Genomic DNA, 16735 nt, shown 5'->3' on the forward strand with positions numbered 1-16735 from the left:
ACCCACCCCGACCGACCAGGGCTACCCTGTCGCGGTGACGACCTCGCGAGTACTGTCGATCGCCCTCCAGGACACCGACCAGCCCCCGCTCCGTCCGCTGCCGATCGAAGCTGCCGAACTGCTTCACGGCGTTGACGCTCCGCCGCGCCTGGTCGCACATCTGCGGGCCGTCCACGACGTTGCAGGACAGCTCCTCGAATGGATCGCCGCCCGCAACCTCGACCTGGGAATCAACGCGGAAGCCGTTCTCTTCGGAGCCGCCACCCACGACATTGGCAAGACCCTGCACCCCGCCGAATTGTCCTCTCCCGGCGCACAGCACGAGGAAGCCGGCCGTGAGCTGCTCATGAACCGAGGCGTCGATTCCGGCATGGCACGCTTCGCCGCAACACACGCCGCCTGGAGCACCAACGAGGCCGGGATGGAAGACCTCCTGGTCAGCCTCGCCGACAAGATCTGGAAGAACAAACGGGTCCCCGAACTCGAAGACCTTGTCGTCGCCGGACTGGCGGTGGCGAGCGGAAGGCCGGCCTGGGAGGAGTTCCTCGACCTGGACAGCGTCCTCACTCTCATCGGCGACCAAGCCGACGCACGCCTCACCTTTCAGATGTCCTACCCCGCAGACGGGGGCGGCGGACGACCGCCGAACCTCCCGACCGCGCTCACAACATGGTTCGCCGAGAACGAGGCAGGCTTCCGCTCACGTGGGGTCACTGCCGAACTGGGGCACTCCCCAGCGGACGGCCGTCTGAAGAACAGCACTTGGCTGACCGTCGAGGCCGGGAGCCGGGTCATGCAGGTCACTGTCTGGAGCAGCGGCGAAGCCGAACTCGACGCCACCGACGGCACCTGTCTCACCTTGGAGGTCGGGATCAAGCCGGAGATCCGCGAGGCATCGGACGAGGACATGCCTCCGGACTACCCGGCCGCGAGCATCGGCTTCCTTCCTGGCGACGGTGACGACTACGTGATCACCGAAGGCGGCCTCAAGGGGCAGCGCGGCTACTTCTCCCGCGACGCCGGCGGCACGGTCACAGGCGTCGACCTCGCCGGCCGGCTGTTCGGCCGGGACACGCACGCGTCGTGATCCACGGCAGGCAGGGGCGGACCGAGCGGTCGCCCCTGCCTTGCGCCCCGAGCCGGTCGCCGGCCGACCTGCGGTCATGACCCGTCTCCGCCGACCTGTCGCAGCGAAGGTCGAGCGTTGTCACCAATGGTTGAGCGTTGCCCGTGCAGGGGGGCGGGCGCCTCGGCTACCTAGGGTCGTGACGGCCGGTCAGGCATGTGAGGCAACAGGCCATTTCCCGTACGTGCCTCACAGGACTCCGAGGACTCGCGCGGCACGTAGGCCAAGGCGGGCGAGACGTTCGTGAATGCGGGCAGCGCCAGGCCGTGTCCGGCGTGGCCCGCCAGCGGCTTACTGCTGCGGGGCACTCACCAGCGCTTCGGGCAGATAGGCGGACCGGATGCCCAACTGCCAGCCGTGCGCGAGACAGGCGAGGGCGGCCAGCGTGACGGTCCCCACCGGAAGCAGGCTCCGGGCAGCCGGGTCGGCTCCGACGCTCTCGCGGTGCGCCACGAGTCGTTCCTCAAGGGCCCGCTCGAACGCGGCACGGTCGTCGTCGACCAGGACGCGCAGCAGCCGCTGGTCCGGAGTCAGTGTCCCGGCCGCATCGAGCTGTTCGGCCGTACGCGCCCGCTCGGCAGCATCCGGCTTGCCCAGTGGCACCGGCCCCGGAAGCGCGCCGGGACGGCGCCCCTGGACGACATTCAGGTAGCCACACAGGGCGTCCATCTCGGCGAGGTCGGCCGGGTCCGACACCGACTCCCGCTTCGAGTACGGAACGCCGTCACGGATGGCGGGCGCATAGTCCTCGCGCAACAGAGGGCCAATCACCCGGTCCCGCTCCCATATCAGGCCGCTGATCACGGCCCACGCGAACGCGTCGGTCCAGGTCCGTGCCGTGGTCACCGGGCCGGCTGGCTCCCACTCCTCCTCGTAGTGAAGCTCCTCGCTGCTGCAGGTCTCCGTCACGAGCGGGAGGGGGACCGAGAAGTCGCCGTCGGGGAAGCACGCGAGGCTCAGCACGCCCAGGGCGCACTCCGCAGCTGTGATCAGAGCGGTGCGTGAGTCGGGCGTACGCAGGGCTGGGTCGGGCACGGTGCGCGCGCCGACGTGGTCGGCCAGCTCCTCGCCGAGTTCCCTGAGCCCTCGTCGCAGCGGCATGTCGCCGTGGCGCATTTCGTGCCACCGGCCAAAGGCCCGACCCCACATGTCCTCAAGGGCCTGCTCGATCCGCTTTTCTGCGACCGCGTGACGCGTCACTTCTTTGATCATCATGCCTGCCATCCTGGCAGTGCCCACCGACAGTGCAGTCCCACTCCGCGGGCCGGCCACCGCGCCCGTCCGAGGACCCGGCTCTGGCCAGTGCGCTCAACTCCGGTGAGAAAGAGGCCCGTCGACCAAGGTTCAGTGAGAACGCTCAACTTCACTGCGCGAGGCCGCCAAGGACCGGCTGCCAGGCGAGCGCCTGCTGAACGCGGGTTGCCTCGACGGCCCACGCCTGGTCTCGGCCCCACCAGAGCACGGCTCGGCCTCACCGGAGGGCGGCATCAGCCTGACCGGCCCCGTTGCCGGTAACGCCACCGGCCACTGGCGCGACACTCTCTCCACCAAGTCGACCCGGTCGTCGGGTTCCAGTTCTCACGCGCCGACTGCCGACCCTGTCCGCCAAGGGAAGGGGGCGAGGTCGGGCTCGACCCAACCGGTCCTGGCCGCCGCGCCCGCCAGCGTTGCGGGCCGGTAGAAACGAGTCAGCAGCTTCTTGTCGAGCAGCGCGGGATGCTGATCCGCGAAGGCGTCGAAGTCCGCTGCCTCCGACTCGTCCGCGTGGTGGCCCACCAGCTCGACCCAGGCCCGGCTGACGGTGGAGTTGTACTTCTGCGGAACGCCTGCGTAGCGGGCGGTGCGCTGGATGCCGCTGCTGACCAGGTCCACGGCCTCGGCCGTTCCGTAGCGCCGGACGGCCAACCACGTGAGGTGAATGTGCTGGCGATGCCCAAAGCGTTCAGCGAGGGCCATCACCTCCCCCATCAACTCGGTGAACGGCGTGGGGTTCTCGTTCGCGCCGTCGTCGCGCGCCATCATCGTCCCTCCCCTATCAGCGCATCCAGGACGGCATAGAAGCCGGCGACGGCCTCGCTGGGCAGGCCGTCCAGCGCACGCCTCTCGAGATCGTTCAGCGTCTGCTTGATCAGCGCTGCCGTCGCGTGCCCGGATTCGGTGAGTTCGATGAGCACCGAGCGGCGGTCACCGGCGCGCGTGCCACGGGTGATGTGCCCGCGGCGCTCCAAGCGATCGAGCACGCTCGTCAGAGTCGTGGGACGGGCACCGACGGCTGCGCCCAGTTGGGACACGGTGCGGCCCGTGCCGTCGGCGAGGTTGGCCAGTGCGTTGATCTCGGAGGCGGTCAGGTCGAGATCGACGAGTTCGCTGGTGATCAGGTGCAAGGTGGCGTGGGTTGCGCGCTGCAGGGTCAGCAGCGCGGACCGTTCGGGGGATACGAATTCAGACTTCACGATTTCGTATATTACGAAATCGTACTAACGACCGCAAGCCCTTCTCGGGCGATCGACTTCGACAGCGTTCTCGGGCTGGCGGTAGACGAACTCCTGGCCCGCCGCATCGCCATAGTGGACGCGATCGGGTGCAGCCGTCGCCCGGTCCAGCGATCGGCGAACCGCTCCACCGTGCGGGCCGGGGCAAACCGGCGGCTGCCCAGGTCCGCCAGGAGCTCGCTCAGCAGCCCCCAGGGGCTAACGCACAGGGGGCCACCGGACGGAGGGCTGCTCCTCGGCGTCAACGAAGCGGTTGACCAGGAGCGTGATACGGCTGGGGATCCGGTCGGCGGGAAGCCGGCCGGCGCGGGTGAGGGTGATCAGACCGTGCAGCGCGGCCCAGAACGTCTCGACGAAGAGGCCGGGCTCCTCGTCAGGGCCCGCGTGGGCCACCAGCGGGTCCACCAGGGCCTGGAAGGCCTCGCGCAGAGGTGCGGGGGTGGCCTCGACCGCGAAGGGGAGGCCGTTGTCGAGACTGAACATCGCGTCGTACAGAGCTGGATTTCCGGTGGCGAAGTCGGTGTAGCCGCGGGCCAGCGCGGCCACAGCCGGCCGCCCGGCGGGCTGCCCGACCACCGCCGCGCGCAGGGCAGCGGTCAGTTCGGTCATGCCCTCCAGCGCGACCGCCCCGAGGATCTCGCGCTTGCCCCGGAAGTGGCTGTAGAGGACAGGCTGGCTGTACTCGATCCGCTCGGCGAGCTTGCGCGTGGTGACCGCGTCCCAGCCCTGGGCCTCGGCGAGCTCGCGGGCCGTGGAGACGATCAGCTGATGGCGGTTGGCCCGCTCTCGTTCTTTGCGTTCCTGCACAGACATGCCCCGATTCTAGCACCGCTAGACAAGTGAGCAGTGACCTGTCTAGTATTGCGTCAGAATCTAGCGCTGCTAGAAAAAGCCCTGGGGAGGGGTCATGGTGAACTCATTGGCAGTCGTCACGGTCGTCGTGGTCGGAATGATGGTGGGCGTGGAGTTCGCGGTGGCGGTGTTCGTCAACCCGATCCTGGACCGGCTCCCCGACGACAACTGCATCGCCGCCCGCAGCGACGGGGCCCGGGTGCTCGGCCGGGTCATGCCGGTCTGGTACATCGGCTCGATGGTGCTGGGCGCGATCTGGGCCGCCGTGGCCTGGGGAGACTCGGGCGCCTCGCTGGTCACGGCGGCCACCGCGCTGTTGGCGGTGAGCGTGGTGATGTCGGTGCTGCTGCTGGTGCCGATCAACAACCGGGCCAAGACCTGGACCGCGGAGGGCAGGCCCGCCGACTGGAGGCAGCAGGCGGGTCGCTGGGACCGCTACCACTACGTCCGGGTGGGCGTGATCGTGCTCGCCTTCGCCCTGTTCGCGGTCGCCCTCAGCCGGTGACGGTGTCTGCGCCGTAGAACGACATCAAGCTGCCGTGGTGAGTTGACGGTCGGGCCGAACCCGGGTCTCCTGACACGCAAGTCGAGCCGACCAAGGCTCACTTCGGCAGCGGCCGCACCCGCGACACCCGAGCGATGCCGAGTTGAAGAGACCTCGGCGACCGCCCCGCCGACAGTTCCGCAGCGCTGGAGTCAATCGCATGCAGAAGGGGGCGTGGGCCTGCGCAGCAGCCACTGCACGAACGTCCGACGCCGGGGCCGCACCACCACGCGGCCGTGGACCTTCTGACCGACCAGCTCCACTCGCAGCGTGACCGGCATATCAGGATTCGCCGAAGCCTGACGGTACTTGACCCCGCTGTGCACCAGCTGCAGACCATCCGTATCGACCACGATGCCTGGCCTCGTGACCAGCGTCAGGGTCTTCCCGGTCATGCCCACGTCGATCCGCAAGGTGTCGTACGTGATCACCGCGTCGGTGAAGTCAAGCCTCACATCGCAGAACGTCACCGCGAGCTCCAGCCTCCGCGGCACCACCCAGCGCCCCACGCGCTCGACCGGGCCGCTGTGGACCTGTTCGATCCGAACTATGTCCTTGGCCTCTACTCCAATTCCGCCAACCGTAGCCGGTACCGGCGGCAGGTCAGCGGTGAGTGTGGTCAACTCGCTCAAAGTCCGCGCCGACAGGGCAGCTTCCAGGCGCTCGTCCAACTCGTCCGCGGTCAGCAGGCCGTCCCCCGCCGCGATACGCAGCACATCCACCACCCGGTCCCGGTCCGCATGCGAGGCTCGCAGCTCGGGCGACGAGCCGGGGCCGGAATGCCTCCCGGTAGGCGAAATCTCTCCCGACATGCTTCCGTCCTGGTCCTGTCGAACGTTTCCGCGCGACGCAGGCAGCGGCGCGAGAAGAAGACTAACGCTATATCGCGACATGAATCCCGGCCGGCCCCTTCACGGAGAGGCGATGGATCAGCGTCGATGCACGGCAGGTGGCATCCACCATGCCGAGGCCCGGTCGCGACAACAACCGGATCCCCGGGGGCGGTACAACACCTCGTTCACGGCCACGGCCTGTCAGCCGCACCACCCACACGAGGATCGATTTCGAGGCGACCTCCGCACCATCCGATGGGAGATCAACAAGGCGTAGGGGCGAAGGCCGCAGAGTTCGGGCTGCTCGGAGCGGAGGCGCCGGACACCCCACCGAGCGGGCGGCCTTGGGCCGGCCGCCGTGGGGTGTTTCGCGTTTCGGGGGCCGCCCGGTCGCCGGTGCCGTCGTGTCAGCCGAACCATGCACGAGCATTGCCGGCGCCGGTCGCTGTAGCCACCGACGCTGCGGGCGCATCGTGCGCGGCAGCTGATGCTCCATGGCGATGTCCTGCTCCAGGCCTGGCGCAGGGCGCGGATGCGATGTCAGTCCGTGATGTCGACGCCGAAGCCGCGGGCGAAGTCAGCCAGTCGGTGGTTCTATTCCTGGCCGACCGCGCGGACGCGCCATAGCGGGCCGGGCCGGTAGATCTCGGCGAGCAGCAGCGTGCGCTCGGTGGTCGCGGCGTCGAGGGTGGCTGGGCCACGGCGCGCTCAACGGTTCGCTGGGAGACCCTTGCGTGAAACAAGTCACGGTTGCTCTCTGTGCCAAACAGCCTGCTCCACCATGTAAGTTCCTGCGTCCAAGGGGTGCGGACTCCCCCTGATCACACATTCGCGCCGCCGCAACTGCACGCCCCTGAGGGAGACATTGCCATGCCCGCACAAGAATCGGCCCACCACCCGCCCCAGTGCATCGGAGTGGTGGCCGAGTCCACTCCCGGGGAGACCCGTGTCGCGGCGACGCCTGCCACAGTGCGCCAGTTGGTGGGGCTGGGCTACGACGTCGTCGTCGAGTCGGACGCCGGCACGGCGTCAGGCTTCGCGGACGACACATACTGTGACGCAGGGGCACAAATAGGCGACGCCTGGCAGGCGGACATCGTACTCAAGGTCAACTCCCCTTCGCCCGGCGAGATCGCGCGCGTGCCCGACGGCGCGACGCTGATCGGGCTGATCAGCCCGGCCCAGCGGTCAGACCTCCTTGCGGAGCTCGCGAGTCGGCCAATTACCGTACTGGCCCTGGACGCGGTGCCGCGGATCTCGCGGGCGCAGTCGATGGACGTGCTCAGTTCCATGGCCAACATCGCCGGCTACCGAGCCGTGATCGAGGCGGCGCACGTGTTCGGGCGTTTCTTCACCGGCCAGGTGACGGCCGCGGGCAAGGTCCCGCCGGCGAAGGTGCTGGTGGCCGGCGTGGGTGTGGCCGGGCTGGCTGCCATCGGCGCCGCCTCCAGTCTCGGCGCGATCGTTCGGGCGACCGATCCACGACCGGAAGTGGCCGACCAGGTGCGGTCGTTGGGCGGCGAATACCTCCCGGTGGACGTCGCGCAAGAGGAGAGCACCGACGGCTACGCCAAGGCGACCTCCGCCGACTACGACCGCGCCGCGGCCGAGCTGTACCACGGGCAGGCGAAGGACGTGGACATCGTCATCACGACCGCGCTGATCCCGGGGCGCCCCGCCCCGCGCCTCCTCACGGCGGAGGACGTGGCGGCGATGAAGCCTGGCAGCGTCATCGTCGACATGGCCGCGGCCCAGGGCGGCAACGTCGCGGGAACCGTTGCGGGCCGCACCGTGGTCACCGACAACGACGTCACCATCATCGGTTACACCGATCTCGCGTCCCGGCTGCCCACGCAAGCCTCACAGCTGTTCGGCACCAACCTGGTGAACCTGCTCAAGCTGCTGACGCCCGGCAAGGACGGTCGGCTGGTCATCGACTTCGACGACGTGGTCCAGCGGGCGGTGACCGTGGTACGCGAGGGCGAGATCACCTGGCCTCCGCCGCCCGTCGCCGTCTCGGCCACGACCGCCGCGCAGCCTGCCCCTGTGGCAGCGGCCGCACAGCCGAAGGAGCCGCGGCTCACCCCGGCGGCCCGGTTCGGGCTGATCGGCGCCGGCATGCTGGCGATGTTCGCCCTGGTCGCCTTCGCACCGGCGCAACTCGCGGCGAACTTCACGGTCTTCACGCTGGCGGTGGTGATCGGCTACTACGTGATCGGCAAGGTGCACCACGCGTTGCACACGCCGTTGATGTCAGTCACCAACGCGATCTCCGGGATCGTGGTGATCGGAGCGCTGCTGCAGATCGGGCATGAGAGTGCGGTTGTCACCACGCTCTCGTTCGTGGCGATCCTGCTGACGAGCGTGAACATCTTTGGCGGCTTCGCCGTCACCCGCCGCATGCTGTCCATGTTCTCGAAGGGCTGAGCCGCAATGACTTCAACTACAGCCTCCCACGCTGCAGACCTGGTCGCCGCCCTGCTGTTCATCCTCAGCCTGGCGGGGTTGTCCCAGCACCGCACCTCCCGTGCCGGTGTCGTGTACGGCATCGCCGGCATGGCCCTCGCCCTGGTCGCCACCGTCGTGCTCGCGGCACAGAGCATCACCGCAGGCGCGGTCGCGCTGATCGTGGTCGCGATGGTGCTTGGCGCTGTGATCGGCATCTGGCGAGCGCGGCAGGTCGAGATGACGCAGATGCCCGAGCTCATTGCCGTGCTGCACAGCTTCGTCGGTCTCGCCGCGGTGCTGGTCGGCTGGAACAGCTACTTGGAGGTCGAGGCGCACGGAGCCGCGCAGACGCACGTCACGGCCGACCTGCTGGAGATCCATCACGCAGAGGTGTTCATCGGGATCTTCATCGGCGCGGTCACCTTCACCGGTTCGATCGTCGCGTTCCTCAAGCTGTCAGCGCGCATCAACTCCCGTCCGCTGGTTCTGCCGGGCAAGAACGCGCTCAACGTCGCGGCGCTGGTGGCGTTCGCAGCGCTGACGGTCTGGTTCACGATCAGCCCGAGCCTCGGCCTGATGATCGCCGTGACGGTACTCGCGCTCGTCCTGGGCTGGCATCTGGTCGCCTCGATCGGCGGCGGCGACATGCCCGTCGTCGTCTCCATGCTCAACAGCTATTCCGGCTGGGCCGCGGCGGCAGCGGGATTCCTGCTCGACAACAACCTGCTGATCGTCACGGGCGCGCTGGTCGGATCCTCGGGTGCCTACCTGTCCTTCATCATGTGCAAGGCGATGAACCGGTCCTTCCTCTCGGTCATCGCGGGCGGATTCGGCATCGAGGCTCCCGCGCAGGGGGACGAGGAACAGGGCGAGCACCGCGAGATCCATGCCCAAGAGGTGGCCGAGCTTCTGACGCAGGCTCGGTCCGTCGTCATCACACCCGGCTACGGCATGGCCGTGGCACAGGCGCAGCACCCGGTCGCAGAGCTCACGCGTCGGTTGCGAGAGCGCGGCGTGGAGGTCCGCTTCGGCGTCCACCCCGTGGCGGGCCGTCTGCCCGGGCACATGAACGTGCTGCTGGCCGAGGCCAAGGTGCCGTACGACATCGTTCTGGAGATGGACGAGATCAACGACGACCTCGCCGACACTTCTGTCGTCCTGGTCATCGGCGCCAACGACACCGTCAACCCGGCCGCGACGGATGATCCCACCAGCCCGATCGCGGGCATGCCGGTGCTGCGGGTGTGGGAGGCGGAGCAGGTCGTCGTCTTCAAGCGCTCCATGGCTTCTGGCTACGCGGGCGTGCAGAACCCGCTGTTCTTCCGCGAGAACAGCAGCATGCTCTTCGGCGATGCCAAGCAGAGCGTCGAAGAGATCCTTCGCGCCCTCACCTCCGACCCCCGCACCCAGGCGCCCAGCGAAGCCGCCCTCGCCCGCTAGGGCCCGCGCCCCGGGCGGCCGGCTTCCGCTTCACGCACGGCCGCATCGCCATCTCTGTCCCCGTTTCTCGTGGTTTGAAGCGGTGTTACGCAGGACACCGCTTCCGGTGCTGCGCGTACTGGGCAACCTGGTGATCGGCATGATCCAGGTCTGGTGTGTGATCTACGTGATCAGCCAGTTCCACTGTGCGTGGCGGGGGCGGGCCGCCCCTGGGGGTCTCCTGGGGGGTGAGGTTCACCGGCCGGACGTGGCGGTGGCGGTGGCGGTGGCGGTGGCGGTGGCGGTACAGGATCTCCTGCCCCGTCAGTAAGCCTCCGTAGCTCAGCGAAACTCGTGGACCACCCGGATCTCGCCGACAATGTGGGCGTTGAAGTCGTCCAGCTCCTCAGCCGGAACCCAGAGCTCGAGGATCGTCCGCCCGCCGGCCTGCTGGACGGGATACCGGCTCAAGAACTCCGACTCGACCTCGAATCGGGTGACGAAGCCGGCACCGTCGTGCTTCACGTTCCAGTCCCGCGCAATCCTGATCGCGTAGTCCTCGTTGAGGACCAGATAGAAGATCGGCTGCTCGGGGAGCCGGGGTGGCCACGCACGCCAGTTCAGATCGCGGACCAGGTCCAGCTCCTTGGGGCCGGTGGGGCGCCACAGGGTCGTTGTTGCTTGCTGGCTGGTCATGGGAATCGCTCTCTGAACTGGGAATCGTTGGTGCGGCCGGTCGGGAGACCGGACCCTACCGGCAACGTGAACTCAGCAGCTACCGGGTTTCCGCCCCGACCATCGACGTGACCAGCAATTGCGGGACAGGACTTCGGACTCCTAACAAAAGTGGTGGACTTGACCTGGTCAGAGGTCGGTGTCGCGCACGAGGCCGCCGGGTATTGGGGCGCAGTCAGCCGTGTAATCGCACGCGATAAACGCGGCGACGTCGGCGGTCGTCCCCGGAATACTGGTCGCCCATGGATGAGGTCAAAGTCGTGGTCGCCCATTCCGAGCGCGCGACTCTACGCGTCGGCGATGTGTTCCTGAAGGTGGACGCCGATCAGGCGCGCATCGACGTCGAGGTCGAGGCGATGGCCCTCGCGCCGGTCCCGACCCCTGAGGTCCTGTGGCGCAAGCCGCCCGCGCTCGCGATCGCCGCACTCCCGGGGACGACGCTTGGGCGCCTCGGCGGGCCGTCGACCGGGTCGCCGGCGGCGTGGGCCGCGGCGGGCGCCGCCATCCGGAAGCTGCACGACGCGCCGCTGCCGCCCCGGCTGGGCCGGGCCGGCCGGAGCATCGTCGCGCTGGCGGCGGAACTCGACGACGAGTGCGAGTTGCTCGTGACGAACGGTCTCCTGCCCGCTGACCTGGTCGCCCGCAACCGCCAGGTCGCCGAGGCCGCGCTCCGGCCGTGGACTCCGGCGTTCACGCACGGCGACCTGCAGATCGCGCACGTCTTCGTCGACGGCGACGAGGTCACGGGCATCATCGACTGGTCCGAGGCGGGCCAGGGTGATGCCCTGTACGACCTGGCCACCTTCACGCTCGGACACGAGGAGCACCTCGACGACGTCGTCGCCGGCTATGGCACCGACATCGACCTCGACGTGATCCACGCGTGGTGGTCGTTGCGAAGCCTGCTGGTGGTTCGCTGGCTGAGCGAGCACGGCTTCGACCCGTTCGAGCCGGGCTGTGAGGTCGACGTGCTGAGATCCCGGATGTGAGGCTGCGCGGGCCCGACCGCCACGAATGGTCACAGCCGCGGTCGGCGTACAACAGGCCACGCAGCGCTGGGCGACGGAGAACAGCTCAGGCAGCACTCCACTGGTGCGCGCGGCTGGCCGCCGCGCCACTCGATCCACGGCTCGTCATCCCGGAAACCGTCGGGCTCGTGGATGCCCACGCCCTCGAGGAACACCATCAGATCGTGATCGCTGTAGGCGGTGCCGAGAATCTCGTCCCGGGCCCCGGGAGGGCACGGTGACCCTCCGCCCGCCTGTGCGGGAGGGCGCGTGTACGACGATCAGCGCGCGGCTCACGCTTCCCAACGTGCCCTTGGTCGACCCGCCCGGCGAGCCCGCTGCGGCGGTCAGGGGCTGTCGCCGGAGTAGTAGAAGCGGCACATCACGCCGGGACCGGGCATGCGCGGTTCACCGGGACGCGGGTCGTACAGCGACCGCCCGCCGGGGAACTGTCCGAGCTCGGTGGACAGGGCGGCGCCCTCGTCGACTTCGTCCGGGCGCCAGCCGGTGATGTCCAACAGCAGTCCGTCCAGTGGGCCGCCTATGAGCGCGGCGTAAATCTGGTGCGGGAGGGGGCCTGGGTTGGGGTCGTCATGGTCGTGGCCGTAGACCCGGCCGTGCAGCAGTTGCTCATCTCCATTCATCGTTCCAGCTTTCCAGCCGCCACTGACAACGCGGGCTTACCCAGGGCAGCCATGGGCTTGCCCGCGTCGCCGCCGGAAGGCCTGCCCAGGTCAGGTGCGAAAGCGGAAGCGGAAGCGGGAGAGCCGGCCGCCAGCCTTCCGCGTGGCTGCTCGACTTCCTGCACCTGGCAAAGGCGCTCCTGCTCCTGACGCGCGCGTTCGTCAACCTCGGCCTGCTGCTCGGCTGCGACGGCCCGGCTCGGGCAGTCCTCGCAGAGGTACAGGTACGGCTCGCGCGGCTGACTCCAGTCCGGTACGTCGACCGCCGCCCACCGGTCGTCGGTGAAATTGTGCCCGCAGTCCGTACACAGGGGCGCCGGACTTCCCGTACCACGGCTTCCTGCGCCTCGCGGCGCCGTTGCTCTTCCCGAGCAGCTGCGCGGCGGCGGGCGACGGCGGTGTCCCAGCGGGGTTGCCGATCGCTTCCAACAGCCGCTCGCGGGCCTGGTGGACACCGAGGCTCCGCGCCGCCGGTCCGACGGCTTACGGAAGCGGAACGTCTCATCGCCCTCGATCCTGGCCTTGTTCCGCGCGAACTTCCCCTCGGCTGCCGGCATCTGCCGGGGCCAAACCCAGCATGTCCCCGGGTCTCGGTCACCTTCGTGATGACGTCGCCCTTGCCGTGTCCTTGAAACACGCCGGGCAGGTACCCAAGAACGCGGCGCGGATGGAGCCGTGGGGCAGCGGCACCGCCTTCCTCGCCGCGGTGCGCGTTGCGTTGTTCGCAGTGAGCTTCCGCCAGCTTGAAATCGCAGGTCGAAGGGCTGGTATGACTGGTTCTCGGCGTGCTCACGCTGGTCGAGGGCGACAGTCTGCGGAGTAGATCATCTGGCAGAGCGGTCGGCTCGCCGGTTCATGCCTGCTGTGGCCACGCGGCCTTCTACCATCTGGTCTGCTCGGAGCCAGTCGGCATGGGGCCGACCCGGAGCCGCCCCAACCGCCTGGCTGTCATGCGCAATGGTCGAGGATGGAGTCATGACAGGGGAAGTGAGCGAGATCGCTCTGAGTAAGCAAGATCTTCGTGAGGTCACCGCGTTCGCTGCAGCGTGCGCGGAAGTGGTGCTCGAGGTATTCGAAGGCGATCAGCCGGACGACCTGAGGCCTCGAGACGCTATCGGCGCCGCGTGGGAGTTCGCTCGAGGTGGTGAGCGAGGAAAGGCTCTGCGCGACAGAGCGTGGGCAGCACTCAAGGCAGCCAAGAGCGCGGACACCGCGGCTGCGCGCGAGGCAGCTCGGGCAGCGATGTCCGCGGCAGGCGCTGCCTACCTCCATCCGCTCGCCAAGGACACCCAGGTCAAGCACATTCTCGGAGCTGGCGCTTACGCGGCCAGAGCGGCCGAACTCGCCGCCGACGACAATCGGAGCGTTGGTGCCGAACACCTCGAGCAGACGGTGCATCGTGCGACACCGGCCGTCGTTGACGTTCTCACACGCTTCCCTGCGGCGCCGAGTGGCGGCGGACGGGTTGGTGAGTTGATCCGCATGCTGGACGCTGACCTTCGTTCACTCACCCCCGCTGAGTGACTTTGAACGTTCAGACGGTGCGGCCCCACCCCCGTCAGCGGTTGACTTCGAGGTTCGTCAGGACAAGCAGGGCGCGCAGGAGCTGGGTGGCGCGGGCGGGGTCGGTGCGGAGCTTGGCGAGGATCCGCCAGTTCTTGAGGTGGGCGAAGCCATGCTCGACTGGGGCGCGTCCGATGGCGAGGACTCGGTTGGCGTCTTTCTGACCGGCGGTGAGCTTGTGGGTGCGGCCGGCATGGAAGCCCGTGACGATCACGGGGTCGCGTGCGTCGTTGTCCAGGCCGCGGAAGCCGAGGTCCGCGAGAGCGCCGAGACCGGCGGCGCGTAGGTGGGCCAGGATGTGGTCGTGGCGGGCGGCGGTGTTGTCGTGGGTGCGGCCGGGCCGGCCGGCGGATATCCAGATCAGGCGGCCCCTCTCGTCGGTCAGGGCGAGGAAGCGCAGGCCGTGGCTGCGGTGCTTGCCGGAGTAGTGCGCCGGTCGGCCCTCCCGGCGTGGCGCTGGGGGCGGATGAGGGTGCCGTCGATCAGCACCACCTCCCCGCCCTGCCTGGCGACCTTCTTCAGGGCACGGTCCAGACGCGGAGCCTGCGCGGAGAGTCCGATCAGTTCGTCCCGCCAGCGACGGACGATGGACTCGGACACGTCGTTGCCGCCGGCCATGTCAGCCAGGCGCTGGTCGTGGCGCAGCACGGCCAGGACGATCACCGCGATCTTCCCGGGCGGCAGGGCCCGCCACCTTGACCGTATCGCCTTCAGATGGCCTCGCAGCAAGTCAGAGAGGTGGTTGACGGTGCGCGTGGACAGCGGCAGACGGCACTGGTAGACAAGCGAGCAGGTGTCTTCGGTGCGCTTGTTGGTTTTCGTCACACAATTCCAACGGCTGCCAGGGGCGCCCCGGTTACGCCTGCGCTGCACTGCTTCGGATGGCGGCGCGCCTGGTCACCGACGGGTGGTGAACCGGCCGTCGGGCAGTTTCCGCGGCCAGCCACGGTCGACGAGTCTGACCAGCTTCCCGCGCAGCGGTTCCAGTTTGGCCCGCACGCTGACATCGATTCCCAGCGCGTCGCCGACCTGTCGGGCCATGACCGGTCCGGCGGCCTGCCGCACGGCGGCGAGAATGCTCTGGTAGTCCGGCGGAAGCGTGGCATCCACGCCCGATGTGCGGTGCGGGATCATCATCACCGCTCGTCCGCCCACCTTCCGGGGCATTGGCGCGGCCGAGGCGCGTTCGTCAGCGAGTTGTTCGCTCACCCGTTCAAGGACCCTTTCGGCGGCGGCGAGTTCGTCCCGCTCGGCCCGCACCTCCGCCAGTTGCTTGGCCAGCTGTTCTTCGAGTTCGTCCAGTTCTGCGCGCCGCGCGGTGATCCGTGCCAACCGCTCGGGATCCAGCATGCATCGGATGGTAGAAGGCCGTCTGGCCACAGCGGGCAGGAACCGGCGAATCGACGGCTCCGCCAGATGATCTACTCCGCAGACTGTCGCCCTCGAGCAGCGTGAGCACGCCGAGAACCAGTCATACCAGCCCTTCGACCTGCGATTTCAAGTTGACGGAAGCTCAGTGCACCCCACTCCCCCACCGGCGGTGCGTACCCGATGCTGTGCACTCACCAACCCGTGCACACGATGTCGTGCCGCACTGCGCAGTGCGGCACGAATTGCGCACTCAGGGATCCGCTCCCTCAGCACGACAGATCAATGAACGCTGCGGCTGTCGTAGACCGCGAGCGACAATTCCTTCAACGCCGTCCGAGCGCGCTGTTTGTCCAGGCCCTCGTCTATGACCTCCAGCGCGCCGGCTGCCGAGATCCGAACAGCGCGGGGAAGACCCTCGTAGGCGGCGAGCCGATACGCCACTGTCCGGCGGGCCTTCTGTTCCCTTTCGCTCACCCCACCAGGGATCACCGGAAAGACTGCGGCCTCGTACAGCGCGACACCCATGACAACCACGTCCGCGATGCCCTCCGCGGCCACGCCGGTCTGAACGCTCGGAAAGGGATCCATCGCGATTTGGCTGTGGAAGAAGCCCCCGAGCCCGACGCCCACGGCTGTCGTACCCGCTCCCACCGCGGCTCCCGCCCAGCCACCGAAAACGAAGCCGAAGCAGGCCCCGCCGGCCACCACACACACCACCATCACCATGGTGAGCAACACATGCATGCGAGTGCCGGGCGAGACCTTCATGACCAGCAGTATGCAGACGCTCCCCGACCACGCAGCACCGCCCCCGGGATCAGCTGATACCTGCCGGCCGTTGCGCCGGATCCACCACCACCTCGAGGTCCCCAAAACCCCCTTCAACAGGCCGGACGAAGAACGTCCGAACAGACTTCGCCGTAGCCACCCGCAGCCCCGCCACGGCACCCCGACCAGACACATCAACTTCCGGTCTTCTGGTTCCAGTGGTCGTTGCAACACCTCAGCTCAGAGGTGGCAATGGACGTCGAATTCCGTGGGACCGGGAGGCCCAGGGCAACAGGGCAACAGGGCAACAGAGCGTTGGTCCAAGAACGGGAGACATACTTGCTACTTATGGATCAAGGAATGAGCTTCGCCGAGGCTGCCAGGACCGTCGGCATCAGCACACGCACCGGCGAGCGGTGGCGCAGGATGCGGTAGCAGTCGAGTTGAACAACCGCCCTCGCAAAACGCTCGGCCGGGCAACACCAGCTGATCGACTGCACAAGCTGACCGCTCATCCGTCGAACTACTTGGGGTCCTCACTCTCCCAGGGATAGACGAAGAGGCCAGGCCGGACGCGCCATGCGTTCAGCACAGCGATCAGCTCGCGCTCGTCCGTGGCGTCAGCGGACCCGACGAGGAACGCTCCGACGTCGTAGTCGAAGCCGTCGATGCGTTCGCAGTTGTACTCCCAGTGCTCCAGGTGGAAGCTGCGCTCAGCGTCGCTGCGAACCCATCCCTCACCCCGCGCCTGGGCATCGGGATCCGTCTTCTTGGGGCGGACGTCCACAAATGCCCGGTGGGGCCTTCCCCCGTGAAGGTGGGCACGCGGTTATTGATCACGCGGCGAGCGTGAGTTTAGCGGTGTGGTGTCGGCGTTCGTATTCGTTGGGGCTG

At 68.3% G+C, this 16735-nt stretch carries 20 protein-coding genes; 8 read left to right on the forward strand and 12 right to left on the reverse strand.

The features are described 5' to 3' along the window. Positions 1 to 34 precede the first annotated feature (34 nt). On the forward strand, positions 35 to 1087 hold the full coding sequence (locus ACZ4N5_RS41855; RefSeq protein ID WP_467762215.1) for an HD domain-containing protein: 1053 nt from the start codon (positions 35 to 37) through the stop codon (positions 1085 to 1087). Positions 1088 to 1417: 330 nt separating this feature from the next. On the opposite strand, the gene ACZ4N5_RS41860 is transcribed toward ACZ4N5_RS41855, so the two are convergent. From ACZ4N5_RS41860 to ACZ4N5_RS41875, 4 genes are all read right to left on the reverse strand, one after another. Continuing rightward, positions 1418 to 2341, reverse strand: a complete 924-nt coding sequence (locus ACZ4N5_RS41860) for an immunity 49 family protein (protein ID WP_467762216.1) — start codon at positions 2339 to 2341, stop codon at positions 1418 to 1420. A gap of 363 nt (positions 2342 to 2704) precedes the next feature. After that, positions 2705 to 3148 carry a hypothetical protein gene (locus ACZ4N5_RS41865; protein ID WP_467762217.1) on the reverse strand — a complete coding sequence of 148 codons (444 nt, stop codon included), beginning with the start codon at positions 3146 to 3148 and terminating at the stop codon, positions 2705 to 2707. Beyond that, entirely contained in the window at positions 3145 to 3579 is a 435-nt protein-coding gene (locus ACZ4N5_RS41870) for a MarR family winged helix-turn-helix transcriptional regulator (RefSeq protein ID WP_467762218.1), read from the reverse strand. The genes ACZ4N5_RS41865 and ACZ4N5_RS41870 overlap by 4 nt, the downstream gene beginning before the upstream one ends. A gap of 237 nt (positions 3580 to 3816) precedes the next feature. Then, positions 3817 to 4431: a TetR/AcrR family transcriptional regulator gene (locus ACZ4N5_RS41875; protein WP_467762219.1), complete on the reverse strand. Its 615-nt coding sequence runs from the start codon at positions 4429 to 4431 to the stop codon at positions 3817 to 3819. 94 nt (positions 4432 to 4525) lie between these two features. Here ACZ4N5_RS41875 and ACZ4N5_RS41880 point away from each other — a divergent pair, with 94 nt between their 5' ends. Continuing rightward, a complete protein-coding gene (locus tag ACZ4N5_RS41880; RefSeq protein ID WP_467762220.1) occupies positions 4526 to 4975 on the forward strand; it encodes an anthrone oxygenase family protein in 450 nt (149 codons plus the stop codon). A gap of 191 nt (positions 4976 to 5166) precedes the next feature. On the opposite strand, the gene ACZ4N5_RS41885 is transcribed toward ACZ4N5_RS41880, so the two are convergent. Next, positions 5167 to 5826, reverse strand: coding sequence for a DUF1707 SHOCT-like domain-containing protein (locus ACZ4N5_RS41885; protein ID WP_467762221.1), 660 nt, complete (start codon positions 5824 to 5826; stop codon positions 5167 to 5169). Between the two features lie 891 nt (positions 5827 to 6717). On the opposite strand from ACZ4N5_RS41885, the gene ACZ4N5_RS41890 reads away from it, so the two are divergent. The 3 genes from ACZ4N5_RS41890 to ACZ4N5_RS41900 all read left to right on the forward strand — a co-directional run bounded on the left by ACZ4N5_RS41890 (position 6718) and on the right by ACZ4N5_RS41900 (position 10045). After that, positions 6718 to 8274: a Re/Si-specific NAD(P)(+) transhydrogenase subunit alpha gene (locus ACZ4N5_RS41890; protein WP_467762222.1), complete on the forward strand. Its 1557-nt coding sequence runs from the start codon at positions 6718 to 6720 to the stop codon at positions 8272 to 8274. 6 nt (positions 8275 to 8280) lie between these two features. Next, the gene (gene pntB, locus ACZ4N5_RS41895; protein WP_467762223.1) at positions 8281 to 9735 is read left to right on the forward strand and encodes a Re/Si-specific NAD(P)(+) transhydrogenase subunit beta; all 1455 of its coding nucleotides are present in this window, start codon (positions 8281 to 8283) and stop codon (positions 9733 to 9735) included. A gap of 106 nt (positions 9736 to 9841) precedes the next feature. Beyond that, a complete protein-coding gene (locus tag ACZ4N5_RS41900; protein WP_467762224.1) occupies positions 9842 to 10045 on the forward strand; it encodes a hypothetical protein in 204 nt (67 codons plus the stop codon). Positions 10046 to 10056: 11 nt separating this feature from the next. Here ACZ4N5_RS41900 and ACZ4N5_RS41905 read toward each other — a convergent pair whose 3' ends face one another. Next, positions 10057 to 10410 (reverse strand): hypothetical protein, encoded by a 354-nt coding sequence (locus ACZ4N5_RS41905; protein WP_467762225.1) that lies wholly within the window; start codon positions 10408 to 10410, stop codon positions 10057 to 10059. 281 nt (positions 10411 to 10691) lie between these two features. Between ACZ4N5_RS41905 and ACZ4N5_RS41910 the strand changes: the two genes are divergently transcribed. Further along, a complete protein-coding gene (locus ACZ4N5_RS41910; protein ID WP_467762226.1) occupies positions 10692 to 11438 on the forward strand; it encodes a phosphotransferase family protein in 747 nt (248 codons plus the stop codon). A gap of 365 nt (positions 11439 to 11803) precedes the next feature. Here ACZ4N5_RS41910 and ACZ4N5_RS41915 read toward each other — a convergent pair whose 3' ends face one another. Further along, positions 11804 to 12100: a hypothetical protein gene (locus ACZ4N5_RS41915; RefSeq protein WP_467762227.1), complete on the reverse strand. Its 297-nt coding sequence runs from the start codon at positions 12098 to 12100 to the stop codon at positions 11804 to 11806. A gap of 1014 nt (positions 12101 to 13114) precedes the next feature. Between ACZ4N5_RS41915 and ACZ4N5_RS41920 the strand changes: the two genes are divergently transcribed. Continuing rightward, entirely contained in the window at positions 13115 to 13663 is a 549-nt protein-coding gene (locus tag ACZ4N5_RS41920) for a putative immunity protein (protein ID WP_467762228.1), read from the forward strand. Between the two features lie 34 nt (positions 13664 to 13697). Here the strand turns inward: ACZ4N5_RS41920 and ACZ4N5_RS41925 are convergent, their stop codons facing one another. The 4 genes from ACZ4N5_RS41925 to ACZ4N5_RS41940 all read right to left on the reverse strand — a co-directional run bounded on the left by ACZ4N5_RS41925 (position 13698) and on the right by ACZ4N5_RS41940 (position 15841). Next, complete coding sequence (locus ACZ4N5_RS41925) at positions 13698 to 14102, reverse strand: transposase family protein (RefSeq protein ID WP_467762233.1); 405 nt, start codon at positions 14100 to 14102, stop codon at positions 13698 to 13700. Then, positions 14084 to 14527 carry a hypothetical protein gene (locus ACZ4N5_RS41930; RefSeq protein ID WP_467762229.1) on the reverse strand — a complete coding sequence of 148 codons (444 nt, stop codon included), beginning with the start codon at positions 14525 to 14527 and terminating at the stop codon, positions 14084 to 14086. The genes ACZ4N5_RS41925 and ACZ4N5_RS41930 overlap by 19 nt, the downstream gene beginning before the upstream one ends. Positions 14528 to 14599: 72 nt before the next feature. Then, complete coding sequence (locus ACZ4N5_RS41935) at positions 14600 to 15052, reverse strand: hypothetical protein (protein WP_467762230.1); 453 nt, start codon at positions 15050 to 15052, stop codon at positions 14600 to 14602. A gap of 300 nt (positions 15053 to 15352) precedes the next feature. Continuing rightward, the gene (locus ACZ4N5_RS41940; RefSeq protein ID WP_467762231.1) at positions 15353 to 15841 is read right to left on the reverse strand and encodes a hypothetical protein; all 489 of its coding nucleotides are present in this window, start codon (positions 15839 to 15841) and stop codon (positions 15353 to 15355) included. Positions 15842 to 16201: 360 nt separating this feature from the next. Here ACZ4N5_RS41940 and ACZ4N5_RS41945 point away from each other — a divergent pair, with 360 nt between their 5' ends. Then, positions 16202 to 16276, forward strand: a complete 75-nt coding sequence (locus ACZ4N5_RS41945; protein ID WP_467762234.1) for a hypothetical protein — start codon at positions 16202 to 16204, stop codon at positions 16274 to 16276. A gap of 88 nt (positions 16277 to 16364) precedes the next feature. On the opposite strand, the gene ACZ4N5_RS41950 is transcribed toward ACZ4N5_RS41945, so the two are convergent. Beyond that, complete coding sequence (locus ACZ4N5_RS41950) at positions 16365 to 16628, reverse strand: hypothetical protein (RefSeq protein WP_467762232.1); 264 nt, start codon at positions 16626 to 16628, stop codon at positions 16365 to 16367. Between the last annotated feature and the right edge of the window lie 107 nt (positions 16629 to 16735).

The sequence above is a fragment of the Streptomyces sp. NPDC026500 genome (genome assembly GCF_055567635.1).